Below are 14,022 nucleotides of genomic sequence, written 5' to 3' on the forward strand. Positions count from 1 at the left end.
GTCTTCGCTACAATCACGCTGGCTGTCAGTTAACTGGTAAACATTTAGATTGGCTAGACAACCCTAGTAAAAAAACGTATAACTCCATTTTTCGAATTTACAGGTAGCCACGTTGAAACTTGTTCTTGCACCCATGGAAGGCTTAACCGATCCGATTATGCGCGATGTACTAACATCCGTAGGTAGCTTTGACTGGTGTGTCACCGAGTTTATCCGCGTCACCGACTCCATCCTGCCCGATCATGTTTATCATACCTATTGCCCGGAACTGTTAAATGAGGGCAAAACTGCTGCCGGCACGCCGGTCCATGTGCAGTTTCTGGGCAATAACCCGGAGATGTTGGCAGCGAATGCCGTCAAAGTGGCCGCAATGGGCGCACCGGCAATTGACCTGAATTTTGGTTGTCCGGCAAAAACCGTGAACCGTCATCGTGGTGGGTCGATTTTACTGGATGAACCTGAAGTTGTGCATGAGTTAGTCAAAGCTGTGCGTGATGCCGTTCCTGCACACATTCCAGTATCGGCCAAAATGCGCTTAGGCTACATGGATCGCAATTTCATGCTGGACAATGCGCATGCCATTGAAGATGCGGGAGCGTCTTGGGTCACTGTTCATGCGCGTACCAAAGCCGATGGCTATACTCCGCCTGCATTCTGGGATCAGTTACAGCCGATTCGTGAGGCACTCAAGATCAATGTTATTGCCAATGGTGAAATCTGGAACAATGCCGATGCCAAGCAATGCCGTTTGGAGTCGGGCTGTGAAGACCTGATGATTGGTCGCGGTGCAGTCACCACACCCGACTTGACTCAATGTATCCGTCAAAATTCGGATATGCCGTTACTGAACTGGAATGACCTGCTGCAACTGCAAATTCGTTTTATCAATGGGCCGGCAAAAACTGAAATTGGCATGGTTGGCCGCTACAAGCAATGGCTGGGCATGATGTCGAAACATTATCCGGAAGCCAAAGCCTTATGGGATGAAGTAAAACGGATTAAGGTTCTGGCCGAGATTACCGAAAAACTGAAAGCTTCAAATATTTAAAACCCAAAAGCCTTTGAATGATTCAAAGGCTTTTTGATGAGCCCATAAAAACCTATAACTGCTTACGCTGCTTTAAATTTTCTACGTGTTCCCGATTGGTTTTCCAGGATTTTTTTAAAACTTCTTTTTCTAGTCGCAGTTGTATCCGTTTTAATTTCATTCCCGAAATCATCGGCTGATCAAAACTTTTCACGTAGTCGGTCCAACCTGCCCCCCGAAATACCTGAGGTGGCATCGGCGTTTTAAACACGGCATCCGGCATAAATACAATCACCGAATGCAAAAGATCTGGTTCCACACTATCTGCCAGCAGCTGCTCTAGAACCTTAATATGTTTATAGTTCTGATGAATCGGATTTTGAAATTTATAACTGTTTTTATAGATTTTCTGGGTCCAGATTTTTTGTCGCTCGTTTCCAAATATCCAGCCTTTATAGTTTTTGGTTTCAATCACAAATATTCCGTAAGGACTTAATAACAGGTGATCAATTTGTGTGGTTCCGCCCTCCCCATCCGGCAAGGTCAGATCATTCAGCAGCAGATATTGCGGATCTTTCAGATAAAGTTTGGCATGCATAGCAACGGTAAACTCTCCCAGCTTTCCTTTCAGAAAGGGCTTGAATAATTTAAAAATCATCACACCAAAGAAAAGCAGAAGAATCCACCCTATATTTGACCAGAGTGAGCCAAATATCGATATTGTAGAATTTTCCATATTTTAATTATTCAATTATTTTAGATACTTAAAGCTTAATGTTTTTGTTCAATATTTAACAGAATTTCTTTTTTGTCCAGGCCGCCCGCGAATCCGACCAGCTTGCTGCTACTGCCAATCACGCGATGACAAGGCGCAATAATCGAAATCGGATTTTTACCATTGGCTGCCCCGACAGCACGCACCGCTTTACTGTTGCCAATCTGCTCGGCAATGTCACGATAGCTTCGGGTCTGACCATAGGGAATATTCAGCAAGGCCTGCCAGACTTTTTTCTGAAAATCAGTCCCGATAAATTCTAAAGGTACGTCAAAGGCACTGCGCTGACCGGAGAAATACTCCTGCAATTGGCGTCTGGTTTCAATTAATACCGGATGTTGCAGGCCCTCCACCAGTGACGCCAATTTAAACCAATGGGGCATTTCGCCATCCCAGAGTACAGCCACCAGTGCCGTTTCATGTGCCACCAGTCGCAACTGCCCTACAGGTGAATCCATATTCAGATAACTCAGCTGCATGACCATACTCCTCTAAAATGAAGTGTTCTCTTATTCATTTTAATGGAATTTTGAAACGTGCGACAGGCTTTAAGATGAAGATAATTTCATCAACACAAGACCGGAAATAATCAGCACCGCTGCCAGCATGCGCATGGCAGTAGCCGGCTCACCCAGAATAAACACCCCAACCAGAAATGAGCCAACGGCTCCAATTCCAGTCCAGATGGTATAAGCCGTCCCCAAGGGCAATGTGCGCATGGCATACGCCAGTAGCACAAAACTCAGCACCATAAAAAACAGCGTGACAAGACTTGGGGTGAGCCGGGTAAATCCGTCAGACAATTTCATTGAATATGCCCACACGATTTCAAATAAACCCGCAAGAATTAAGATGATCCAGGCCATTTCGCCTTCCTCCTATATGACAGAGTCAGGCCGTCCTGACGATTTTTCCTGTTAATTTCCATTTAAATAAGCAACTAACAAGGGAGGTCGTTCCTCCTGAATAAGGAAAATAGAGGCTATACAATCCAGTTTCTAGAACTGTAATTTTTACAAAACCTGACTAAAAGAGAGCTAATTTAACCCTGCCTTACTCAAATACTCAAGACAGAGCTTTACATTCAACTTATGCTGAATCTGGAGAAATACCCAGTTACTCTTTCCAATTTAATTTTATTAAAAATAAAACTCACAGTTATCCGCAAATTATTAAGTAATACATATCAATTAAATTTAAAGAATAGTGTGGAGATCTTATATGATTCAAGCCAGACCCTATACTTTTTGACTACTTTTTGACTCGCCTAAATACTCATAACTGGTGAATAAACACTCACCGAATTAAAGGCATACGCTGTATAAAAAGAACTCCAATCGAATTCTTTTTATACTTTTTTTGTCTAATAAGCAATCAAACGAGTCACAAATGTTTACATTTTATGCAACTTATCCATATGGTTATCAACATAGATATCTACACACTTATCCATAAAGTTATCCACAGATTTATGCACTTTAAACATTCTAACGATTAAAGTTGAACCTGTCCGACTTTAGCAAGTTCTGCACGCATTTCATCAATCACAGCTTTATAATCCGGTTTACCAAAGATAGCTGAGCCTGCAACAAACATATCGGCACCTGCTTCCGCAATTTCACGAATATTCGCAGGCCCCACTCCTCCGTCCACTTCCAGACGAATATCACGACCTGAGGCCTCAATCAGCTGACGAGCCTGACGCAGCTTGTCCAAGGTCATTGGAATAAACTTCTGTCCACCAAATCCCGGGTTCACACTCATGAGCAGGATCTGATCAACCTTGTCCATGACATAATCCAGATAATGCAACGGCGTGGCCGGGTTAAAGACCAGACCTGCTTTTGCACCGCCCGATTTGATCAGCTGCAAGGAACGATCGATATGGTCAGAAGCTTCTGGATGAAAGGTAATAATATCCGCACCTGCTTCAAGAAAATCCCCGATCATACGATCAACCGGCTTGACCATCAAATGCACATCAATAGGCGCCTGAATGCCATAGTTTTTTAGAGCTTTACATACGCCTGCACCAAAGGTCAGGTTCGGTACATAATGATTGTCCATCACATCAAAATGAACCACATCTGCCCCAGCGGCTAAGACATTTTCCACTTCTTCCCCTAAACGGGCAAAATCGGCAGACAGAATTGAGGGGGCAATTAAATAAGGTTTGGACATGGAAGAACCTGATGAGCTGAAATTGGATGTGCCTCATTATAGCAAATCCAGTCCGGCGACTGTGCTCTTGATGTTGCAAGAATAAAACACTGTGTCACGCTGATAAGCTTATAACTTGATCAGGACTTGGTTTAAAGTGCAGGATAATGATGAATAGTGTAGAAAACTGATGAAAAGTATTGCCCATATCCAGACGCAACAAGCTTCACGAATTGCCAAACGCCTGGCTAATCACTGGAAACATAAATTTAATATTGATGAAACCGAACAAAATTTCCTGATTCATTTTCCAGGTGCAGAAGTGAGTCTGACACCCGAGGCAGATCATCTTACCGTAACGATTCAAAGCACAGATGAATCTACTGACTGAATAAACTTGAAAATGTGTTCTGGATCATCTGATCCGTATGGGACAGGAGCCACTGACTGCCGAGTGGCAGTACCATGACTCCGATAAAAAATTTAAGGAGTAAGTTGGGCGTGTTCCTGCTCAAAAGCTTTGACTGCCTGAATGCGTTCAGCAGTTGCCGGATGGCTGCTCAGAAAATCCCCGAGAGATTTTTCAGCCGGATTTTTTCCATCTTGTTGCTGATGCCAGCCGTTCAAGGAAATGAGCAAAGTGTCGGGGCGAAATATGCTGCTCATGTAAGGCATTTAAAGCATAACCGCTGGACAGTGCCTAAGCCTAGGCTGCTGACGCGAGGCTCAACTGGAAAAGATAAGGTCCCGGAATCTTCAAAAGAAGACTGAATATTGCTTGAGTTTTGCATGAATTATCCTGGTTTTTATTATAAGAATTGATTCCTAAGAACATGGGCCACGCTCTAATTGGGCCCATGCTATTTTTTCTTTTAGTTATATAAGCCTTAAAGTCACTTAAGGTTGTAATTGTACCGCATGAAACTGCAAATGATCATCGATAAAACTTTGAATAAAGTAATAGCCATGATCATATCCCGGATGTTCACGTAGTGTGAGTTTCTGCTGCACACTGTCACAGGCCTGCTGAAACAGCGCCGGATTCAGCTGATTATAGAACTGATCAGAAGAACCCTGATCAATCAGAATATCATTAAATAAAACCCCTTTGGCTTTGATCAGCTCAGTTGCATCATGTTGCTGCCATTCAGCCCGGTTCTCACCCAAGTAATGGCTAAAGGCTTTTTCTCCCCATGGACACTGACTTGGCGCACAGATCGGGGCAAATGCCGAGACAGAGCTAAATTTTTCAGGATATTTAAAAGCCAGGGTAAGCGCGCCATGTCCACCCATACTATGACCGAAAATCCCGATTTTGCCTGGCTGAATCACAAACTCATCACTCACCAGCTGGTAAAGCTCATCTACGATAAAGCTTTCCATCTGATAATGCTCAGCCCAAGGTGTCTGGGTTGCATTGATATAAAATCCGGCACCTTGACCAATATCCCAGTTGTCGCCTTCTGCCACCCCTTCTCCACGTGGTGAGGTATCCGGAGTAATCAGAATCAGGCCCAATTGTGCCGCCAAACGCTGTGCATGAGCCTTAATTGCAAAAGTTTCCTCAGTACAGGTCAGGCCAGCAAGGTAAAACAGTGCTGGACAGCTCTCCCCGGCCAGCGCTTGAGGCGGCAGAAAAATTCCAAATCTGGTCGGGGTTTTTAAGGTTTTGCAATCAAAACGATAAATCCGCTGTTCACCGTCGAAGCTTCTATTGTTCTGTACAAGTTCCATGCTATATCCCTATTCTGCTTGCAGACCTGCTGCGAAAAAAATATTTAAGGAGACTGTTTCACGGTTGTCATCTCTGGAAATAACTGCTGCTCCAGTTGCGGCAACATCAGTTCCATATTCTTGCCAATCATCCACTGCGGTTCTGATGGCTCAAAACCTTGAGCAGACTCCCATTTGGCTACTGTATTTGCGGCCTGTTCAAAAGACGCTTTTAAACTGCTGTTCTCACGCATGGCTTCATCAAAAAACGCGCGACCAAAATAAGTATAGTCGGCTTCATTCGAACAGCCAAAAGACTGGCGGTCCGCCGCAGAAGCAGTAATAACCAGAGTATTATCATTTTGCAAGGCTGAGACAAAGCTTCCTGAGAAACAGGCGGAAATGACAATCACCCGCCAGCGAATGCCGGAAGCATCCAGCGTCTCGCGTAACCATTTCGGATCGACCTGTGCCAGATCCAAAGGTGCATTTTCCATTTCAAAAGTATTTGGCAAACCATGAGAGGTCATATACAAAAACAGCACATCACTTTCACGGTTCATCTGCTGGCCAATGCGGCGTAGCGCCAACTCCATACTGGTTCTGGAGGCAATCGGTATCTGGGTGCGGGTCGCTGGATGATTCACCAGGGCAATGGAACGGCCATAGGTACCAAAACGGGTATCAAACTGTTCTTTAATCCGCTCGATTTCCGAATAAAACACATCCTGGTAACTGGCGCCAGCAATCCCCATAAAATACCAGTGCGACTGGGCAAACTCACCATACTGAATATTGTCCAGCGCTTTATTCAGCAGCGTCGGCTGTGCATAAAAGGCATCTTCTGCAAAACTTGGCGGAGTTTCCTCCACTTTCCAGATCGGCTGGTCCTTAATCGAAATCTGCCAGACCACCAGAGTAAATAAAGTGGCCAGTATAATCAGCGCCCGTTCCCACCATGGCCATTGCAGCTCACGCGAGATCACCCAGACCACTGCCAGACTTTGCCAGACAAACAGCACCACAAATAGGGTCGGAATATACGGATACAACACATAAGGCAGATAATCGATATCCCCGAGATACTGAATCAGAGATTGAAACAGCATGATATGCGTATCGAGTACCAGCCATAACAAGGCCGGCACCAGCATCAAACGTGGATTATTAATCCGCTGGGACAGAAAAATCCCGACAATCAGGGCAATAAAAGGCCAGAGCGCATAGCTGATCAGACCTTGCGAGTTAAAATCACCAATACGGCCAGAACTCAGCCAGCTAAACAGGCTGTTGGCACAGCCACCCAAAACTCCCCAAAACACCAGCTGGACAATGGAAGGACGCACCAGCTGCAACGAGCGTCGCGATCCTAAAAATAACCATACTCCAGCCATTTGGTTGCTTTTAAAATCATGCCAAAAATTAATGGAGGGTTTAAAGTCGATCATAGGAGGTCAGGGAGATAAATAGCTCGCTCAAGTGTTGAATAAGTGTATGTCTGATAATAGTTTTATCAATGCCAGTTGTTACATATATAACAAATCCTTGATTAATTTAGAAGCAGTTATCATATTAAGCTACAAGTTCATGCTGAAAATATGCATCAAAACGGCAAGCATCACCTTGCCACTGATGATCTGGCTGTTTGCCCGCCAAAAAAACCGCCAGACGCGGACGTTTTACCACCACCCGTTTTGCAATATCCTGTGCCAGTTCCAGCAGATGATCGCCCAGATCCATTTCTCCATCTTCTGGCAGTAGCAGGTGCAAGAGCTGCATCTGCTTTTTGACCTGTGCCTTCTTTTTGGGCGCTTGCTGGTTCTGGTCACGCTGTGGAAACATCGGGTCCAGATACACCACATCGACCAGGTTTTTCTGTTCCACCCGGGATTTTAAATAATCTGCCGAGTCAGAAAAAACCAGATGAATACGCGCAACCACCTGACTCAAAAAGGTATCCTGACGGGCACGGATATGGCTGTCTTCCAGCAGGGTAAATAAAATCGGGTGCCGCTCTACCAGAGTGACTTGGGCACCTAAATGTGCCATTAACAGGCTGTCATGACCCAAACCCGCCGTCGCATCAATCAGAAACGGTTTTTCTGCCAGATTACAGGCACGGGCGATCATTTCCGACTTTAAAGATGCACGCTTTAAACGGGCCGTTTCGGCCTGCCAGTCAGGCTGCATTTTCATGCCATTGGCACATAGCCACAAGCCGTCCACATCGACACACAGACCAAGCTCGGGATGTAAACGGAGAAAGCGAGCATTTAGTTGTTCTACTGTTACAATTTCAGTCTCTACTCCACGAGAAGAAAGCACAGCCTCAAAGTGCTGTGCTTTCTCTACATGGTCAGATTCGGTATAGAGACGAATCTGGTTTACCATAATGTCCAACCTGTATAGGCAAATAACAAGATCAGCAGCCCGGATACAATCCGGTACCAGGCAAAGATCATGAAATCGCGTTTGGCTACATATGCCACCAAAGCACGGATTAATAGCAAGGCCGAAACAAAGGACACCAAAATCCCGACTGCCAGCACGACCCAGTCTTCGGTGGTATGGAAAACCCCATAGCTTTGATACAGGTCGAGCAGACCCGCCCCCACAATCACCGGAATTCCCAGAAAGAAAGAAAACTCGGTTGCCGCCTTACGCGATACACCGAGGAACATCGCCCCAATAATGGTCGCACCCGAGCGTGAAGTGCCCGGTATCAAGGACAAAACCTGAATCAGTCCGATCCAGACCGCATCTTTAATAGTCAGATCTTCCACCTCTTTGGCGCGCACCTGCGGAGGATTCTTTTCGATCCAGATAATGATCAGGCCACCCACAATCAGCCCAATGGCAATCGCAATATTGTTAAATAACAGCTCTTTGACAGTTTGTCCCAAAGTCAGACCGACCAGCACAATCGGAATAGAAGCCAGTATCAATCCAATACCCAAACGGCGTCCCTGAGGTTCGCCACTTACAATCCCGGTCGCCGCACCCCAGAGTCGGGTCCAGTATTCATAAATAACTGCAGCAATTGCTCCCATCTGAATGGCAATCACAAATACATCACTTTTTTCTTTGCTCCAGAAGTTCATTAACTCTGAAGCCAAAATCAGATGCCCAGTACTGGAAATAGGCAAAAACTCGGTAATACCTTCGACTATACCCATGATTGCCGCTTTGAGCAGCAGTAAAAGATCCATGCTTAATCCTAATTAATTATGCTTTGCCTTGTTCTGGAATTTTTTTCCACGCGTTCTCACGTAAATAAACAGGTAATGCTAATTCTGCACTGACCCAGTTTTCATTTTTTGCTGCCGCACGTGCAATGACTGCAATATCCTGTGCAGTTGCACTCACTGTTTTATAATCAGACTGTTCATTTTGAACCAGCTCGACACCTGAACCTACTGGCATAAATATGGCAGCCTTAGCCCCATCGGCATAACTTAATAATTGTTCTTCATGGACTGGCTGCATAATGCCTGCATCATCAAGCCGATAGCTAGCAATGTAAACTTCGTTCATGCGCGCATCCAGCACAGCAGAGACTTCGGTTAGCCCCTGCAAACGATAAGCTGCCTGTGCTAAAGCCTGTAAAGTCGAGACAGGAATCACTGGCAAGTCATTTGACCAGGCCAGGGCTTGAGTCACTGCTGCATTAATCCGGACGCCACTAAATGAACCCGGTCCACGGCTAAAAGCAATCGCGGTGAGATCAGCTACAGCTAGTCCCAACTCGTTCAAGCCTTGTTCAATCATGGGAAGAATGGTTTGCGTTTGTGCCTTGGCGCGCGCATCCAGCTGAAAAAATAACGTTTGAGTATCATCAATCACAGAAACGGAACACTGCTCATTGGCAGTTTCCAGTGCCAGCACTTTCATGCACACCCTTATTCAGAGAATATAAAAACGCAGATATAATACTCCACTGCTATCTTCTAGGCGAGATTTTCACGAGCAGGATACAAAAATGCCTAGAAAAATCTAGGCTTATTGGAGAGTATGCTTATCCTTTTGTGCTGCGAACAAAGCGATGCCTGATCCACAGCCCAATCTATTTATGACGTGTTAACAGCTCTAAGTTTGATAAAATTTTGAATTAGAGCTGAACTTCTTCCAGAGCCTGGAATTTCGGAAAATGCCCGGCATAATGCATCGCGCTCATTTTCAGCTTTTGAATACTGGCTTCATCCAGAGTCTTGACAACCTTGCCAGGAGATCCCATCACGACCGAATTGTCAGGAATTACTTTGCCTTCCGGAATCAAGGCATTGGCGCCAATAATACAATTCTTACCAATCACTGCATGGTTCAGGATCACGGCCTGAATCCCGATCAGGCTATTCTCGCCAATGGTACAGCCGTGCAACATCGCCTGATGACCAATGGTGACATAATTGCCGATATGCATCTCAATGCCCGCATCAGTATGTAGCACAGCATTTTCCTGTACATTGGTAAAATCCCCCAAATGAATTTTACTGTTATCTGCACGGACCACTGCACCAAACCAGATGCTAACCTGCTTGCCGAGTTCGACCTGCCCGATCACTGTCGCAGTCGGGGCAACCCAACCGTCCCACGGTTGATGCAGTGCTTGAGGCATATGTCCCTGAAACTTGTATAACATGGCTGAAATCCTGTTCAATAGTTAAAAAATTTGGAGCGTGTAAACACAGGTGAATTCAGTAAAAATGGCCAGTCTTTTTTATAATCCAAACCATACTGAAATAATGAAATCAACATACGCGCCGTCAGGCCCCAGACAATTTCATTCTCCACCCGCATACTCGGAAAATATAAGGACTGCTGAGCAAAGCGCACTTCATAAGGTATCGGCTGGGCATCCAGCAAATGCTGTAAAGAAACAAAAAATATCCGGTCAATTTCTGAAGGTTGAGCAATCAGCTCAACCTGTGGTGGAATCAGTCCGACAATCGGTTTGACCAGCATGCCATTTCGGGCTTTTTGCATGGGCAGGTCACCCATTAAATGTACATCAAAAGGGCTGAGTGCCGTTTCCTCATAGGCTTCTCGCAGAGCCACGACAATATTACTGGTATCCTGTGGATCACGTTTCCCGCCTGGAAAGGAAACTTCTCCGGCATGACTATTCAGATAAGCCGAACGGCGTGTCAGTAATACTTTGGGATTAGCTTCATCTGTAATAGCAATCAACACAGCAGCATGTGCAATCTGAATACGTTTGGAAAAACGTAAACGTTGCTGTAACTTTTGTGTCAATTCCAGCTCATGCATTGATTTTTCTCCTGATAAGGATGATTTCATCATAGCTGATTTTTGATTCAACTGGATAGAAATGATGCCAAAATTTGATTTTTCAGTTATCCTGACCTTACCCAGTATCATTGATGATGAATATGAACTTCTGTGTGAATTGTGGACATACGACAACAGATAAAATTCCTTTAGGCGACCAGCAGCTTCGCAAGGTATGTACCACCTGTGGATATATTCATTACATCAACCCCAAAATTATTTGTGGTGCCTTGGTGGTCTGGGAAAACAAAGTCTTGCTCTGCCGCCGTGCAATCGAACCACGTTATGGTTTATGGACTTTACCCGCCGGCTATATGGAACTGTTTGAGACCATGGAACAAGGGGCAGCGCGAGAAACTCGTGAAGAAGCCGAGGCTGAAATCGAGATTGAACAGTTGTACTGTATGTATAATATTCCGCGGATTGGCCAGATTTATGTCCTGTTTAAGTCCACCCTGCTTAATGGAAAATTTGGCGCGGGTGAAGAAACCATCGAAAGCCAACTGTTTGAGGAAGAAAATATTCCCTGGTCGGAACTGGCCTTTCCAAGTGTAGAGCAGACACTTCGGCATTATTTTGAAGACCGTAAAACTCATCATTTCCCGCTGCATCTGGAAACTCTCGGTACACGTCTGGATCACACCGGTTAAATGATAAAGTCGGAAAATCAGTAAAAAATTTGGCTTAAAATGAAGCGTGATCAGTAAGAAACCTTAGAAATATTTTTTTATTTTCCCTAACAAACGCTTATTTTTCTAATATATTCAAAAACTTGAATTAAATAAATTATTTTTTCAGCAAAATAAAAACCTCTCATCTACACCAAAAATCTCTGCAAAAGCCAACATCTGTTCTTAGCTTTTATGGATGTCAAAACCGCACTATGACCCTCAACTCTTACACTTATTCTAGAAACCGTCATTTTTAATATAAGTCCACTTTATATTTCAAAATACAGTGGTACTTTCTGGATCGAATTATAAATGAGGTTTTTGAACAGCTACTTTCAGGAACCTCAAACAAAAAATGCCAGTCAATTTTTTTTCACTGACTGGCATCCTGCTTTAAGACAGGTTACTTATCTATAACTTTTATTATCCATTGGTCTTCGCCTTAACCTGATAACACTCAGCCAGTCTAAAAGAGACTTCTCCACCACTATATTTCGCCACCTCGATATCAGCAGGGCTCTCATCCGTATTATTGTTATTATAAATTTTCTGGAAGCTGGCATAGGTATTGGCCCAACCAACATTTTCTCCAGCAGAGTTAGCGAAACTGACCCGTCCTGTTTGTCCAACTGGTGTACTCAGCACATGGTTTAAATTCAGTAGCGCTCCCCCGACCACAATCAGATCAGCTGAATTACTTGAACCTTGAATACTCGAGTTCAGTCCAATCAAGGCTCCATTCAATGAAGCAAACACCGGATCTGCGAAGATCAAACGCATGGATACCGTTTTATCCTGGGTAAAAGCACGCCCCAAAGTCCCGAGTCGGTATTGTTGCACGCCTCTTTCATCCAAAAGATTATTTGCCAAGATGTCCCCTATACAACCATTCACTGGATCAGTCGAAAGTTGGGTGGCTGACTGACGGTTGGTACGCACATTGCCATTACTGTCAATCATAATTCCGACTGTCACCGGATCAACACTGCTCTCTGTAAATTTAAACTCCAGATTACCGTACATTGGAAAGATATAGCTCTCTCCTGGGCGAACATTTTCAACTGTTTTAAAAACCTGCCGGTCCAGATAACTGATTGGATAAATCTTATAAAGATCTACGCTTCCCCTATAATCTTCACTGTCCGCATTCATACGCCATAAGCCTAAGCTTGCACGGTCATTGTCATCTAAACTGGTTTTACCAGTGATCAGTTTATAGAAATTTTCTTTTCCAGCCATCACATAATCACTGAGCAAACGCCCCTGATAAACCTCAAGTTGGCTCTCATTATTTGCCTCTTTATGCCCAATATTCATTTTATAATTTGAAATAGTCTTAGTTGCAGGGTGAATCCATGAGGTCTGAGGATTTGCGGTCATCTGCTGGGGTTTGACTTTACGGATTAACTCGGCATTGATTCCTCCGAGTGAACTCAGATTACTATCAGCAAGCTTTAACTGGCTATCGCGCCATTGCAGTCCACTGCCGAAAGTATAGCCTTGACGATCGGTAATCAACATGAAATGACCAAACAAGTATTTATTTGTTTTATCTTTAATATCACAACTTGGTTTATTACATCCCGTCAGGCCATCTGAACCCGAGAACTGATTGCCGATAATCCCGGATGTGGAGAATAAAGAAAATTCTGGCTGATAGACCGCAGCATTGGCAATATTGGCTAACTTTTCCACCACCTTAAATGCCTGCTCATCACTAATCTTGCTAATATCCAGTGCCGGTTTCAGGATTTCTACAAAGTCAGTATCCGTCAATTTAATATTTTTGCTGAGCTGATCCAGGGCTTTACGACTATCTTCGATATAGAGCGGCTGTACATCTGTCGGATTATAAATATTCCCTTGATCTAGTGCCATGGTCTGCCAGATTTTCACCAGTTTCATCGCTACCTGAACCGTGGCATCCGAAGGTTTCAACTCATATACAGATCGGCCAGTAATACCTTTGGCAATATCCAGAACACCCAAGCGTGGAAGCTGGCTGGTCGTGCTCAAGCTCAGAAACTCACCCAGTTTAATTGATCCAAGCTCAATCTTACGTCCACCATGACTCTCAATATAAAATTCCACATGATCTGTTTTCCGGCAGCTTCCTGAAGCCACTCCATCGCGTACATTAAACAAAGTAATAAACTTATTTTCTTTGTCTCCGCTACAATTAAAATTCAGACCATCTAATGGATATTCAAGCCCCCATTCCAGACAGTTACTTGCTGTAGGATTACAAGAGCCGTTGGTTGTCGCTTCCTCGGGTTCTGGTATGACGTTGGCGCTTTCTCCTCCGCAGGCGGTTAAAGCCATCACCAGGGTAGTTAAAGCAAATGGATATAATAAATTCTTTTTCATTTTTTTTTACTCAAATTATC

At 44.2% G+C, this 14,022-nt stretch carries 15 protein-coding genes and 1 pseudogene; 3 read left to right on the forward strand and 13 right to left on the reverse strand.

What is annotated here, in order from left to right:
- The first annotated feature begins 112 nt into the window (after window positions 1-112).
- Window positions 113-1,048: a tRNA-dihydrouridine synthase gene (locus tag NI461_RS06125; RefSeq protein WP_174659386.1), complete on the forward strand. Its 936-nt coding sequence runs from the start codon at window positions 113-115 to the stop codon at window positions 1,046-1,048.
- A gap of 52 nt (window positions 1,049-1,100) precedes the next feature.
- On the opposite strand, the gene NI461_RS06130 is transcribed toward NI461_RS06125, so the two are convergent.
- The 4 genes from NI461_RS06130 to rpe form a co-directional block, all read right to left on the reverse strand.
- Window positions 1,101-1,763: a nuclease-related domain-containing protein gene (locus tag NI461_RS06130; protein WP_253152191.1), complete on the reverse strand. Its 663-nt coding sequence runs from the start codon at window positions 1,761-1,763 to the stop codon at window positions 1,101-1,103.
- Between the two features lie 35 nt (window positions 1,764-1,798).
- Window positions 1,799-2,281: a methylated-DNA--[protein]-cysteine S-methyltransferase gene (locus tag NI461_RS06135; RefSeq protein ID WP_253152189.1), complete on the reverse strand. Its 483-nt coding sequence runs from the start codon at window positions 2,279-2,281 to the stop codon at window positions 1,799-1,801.
- Between the two features lie 69 nt (window positions 2,282-2,350).
- Entirely contained in the window at window positions 2,351-2,668 is a 318-nt protein-coding gene (gene sugE, locus NI461_RS06140; protein ID WP_151204363.1) for a quaternary ammonium compound efflux SMR transporter SugE, read from the reverse strand.
- 628 nt (window positions 2,669-3,296) lie between these two features.
- Window positions 3,297-3,983: a ribulose-phosphate 3-epimerase gene (gene rpe, locus NI461_RS06145; protein ID WP_151204362.1), complete on the reverse strand. Its 687-nt coding sequence runs from the start codon at window positions 3,981-3,983 to the stop codon at window positions 3,297-3,299.
- Window positions 3,984-4,152: 169 nt separating this feature from the next.
- On the opposite strand from rpe, the pseudogene NI461_RS06150 reads away from it, so the two are divergent.
- Window positions 4,153-4,456, forward strand: a pseudogene (locus NI461_RS06150) (DUF2218 domain-containing protein).
- Here NI461_RS06150 and NI461_RS06155 read toward each other — a convergent pair.
- From NI461_RS06155 to NI461_RS06190, 8 genes are all read right to left on the reverse strand, one after another.
- Window positions 4,446-4,628, reverse strand: a complete 183-nt coding sequence (locus tag NI461_RS06155) for a hypothetical protein (protein ID WP_253152188.1) — start codon at window positions 4,626-4,628, stop codon at window positions 4,446-4,448. The pseudogene NI461_RS06150 and the gene NI461_RS06155 sit on opposite strands and share 11 nt — an antisense overlap.
- 231 nt (window positions 4,629-4,859) lie before the next feature.
- Window positions 4,860-5,696: an S-formylglutathione hydrolase gene (gene fghA / locus NI461_RS06160; protein WP_174659381.1), complete on the reverse strand. Its 837-nt coding sequence runs from the start codon at window positions 5,694-5,696 to the stop codon at window positions 4,860-4,862.
- Window positions 5,697-5,740: 44 nt separating this feature from the next.
- A complete protein-coding gene (locus NI461_RS06165; protein ID WP_151204358.1) occupies window positions 5,741-7,123 on the reverse strand; it encodes a C13 family peptidase in 1,383 nt (460 codons plus the stop codon).
- A gap of 124 nt (window positions 7,124-7,247) precedes the next feature.
- Window positions 7,248-8,066, reverse strand: coding sequence for a class I SAM-dependent methyltransferase (locus NI461_RS06170; protein WP_253152186.1), 819 nt, complete (start codon window positions 8,064-8,066; stop codon window positions 7,248-7,250).
- Window positions 8,060-8,884 (reverse strand): undecaprenyl-diphosphate phosphatase, encoded by an 825-nt coding sequence (locus tag NI461_RS06175; RefSeq protein WP_151204356.1) that lies wholly within the window; start codon window positions 8,882-8,884, stop codon window positions 8,060-8,062. The genes NI461_RS06170 and NI461_RS06175 overlap by 7 nt, the downstream gene beginning before the upstream one ends.
- Window positions 8,885-8,900: 16 nt before the next feature.
- Window positions 8,901-9,566, reverse strand: a complete 666-nt coding sequence (gene tsaB / locus NI461_RS06180; protein ID WP_253152184.1) for a tRNA (adenosine(37)-N6)-threonylcarbamoyltransferase complex dimerization subunit type 1 TsaB — start codon at window positions 9,564-9,566, stop codon at window positions 8,901-8,903.
- 217 nt (window positions 9,567-9,783) lie between these two features.
- Window positions 9,784-10,314, reverse strand: coding sequence for a gamma carbonic anhydrase family protein (locus NI461_RS06185; protein ID WP_151204354.1), 531 nt, complete (start codon window positions 10,312-10,314; stop codon window positions 9,784-9,786).
- Window positions 10,315-10,328: 14 nt separating this feature from the next.
- Window positions 10,329-10,943 (reverse strand): CoA pyrophosphatase, encoded by a 615-nt coding sequence (locus NI461_RS06190; protein ID WP_151204353.1) that lies wholly within the window; start codon window positions 10,941-10,943, stop codon window positions 10,329-10,331.
- 122 nt (window positions 10,944-11,065) lie between these two features.
- Here NI461_RS06190 and NI461_RS06195 point away from each other — a divergent pair, with 122 nt between their 5' ends.
- Complete coding sequence (locus NI461_RS06195) at window positions 11,066-11,614, forward strand: NUDIX hydrolase (RefSeq protein WP_174660547.1); 549 nt, start codon at window positions 11,066-11,068, stop codon at window positions 11,612-11,614.
- A gap of 444 nt (window positions 11,615-12,058) precedes the next feature.
- On the opposite strand, the gene NI461_RS06200 is transcribed toward NI461_RS06195, so the two are convergent.
- On the reverse strand, window positions 12,059-14,002 hold the full coding sequence (locus NI461_RS06200; RefSeq protein WP_174659378.1) for a hypothetical protein: 1,944 nt from the start codon (window positions 14,000-14,002) through the stop codon (window positions 12,059-12,061).
- Window positions 14,003-14,022 lie beyond the last annotated feature (20 nt).

Source organism: Acinetobacter sp. S4400-12 (genome assembly GCF_024129495.1).
In the GTDB taxonomy this organism is placed as follows: Bacteria; Pseudomonadota; Gammaproteobacteria; order Pseudomonadales; family Moraxellaceae; genus Acinetobacter; species Acinetobacter lwoffii_C.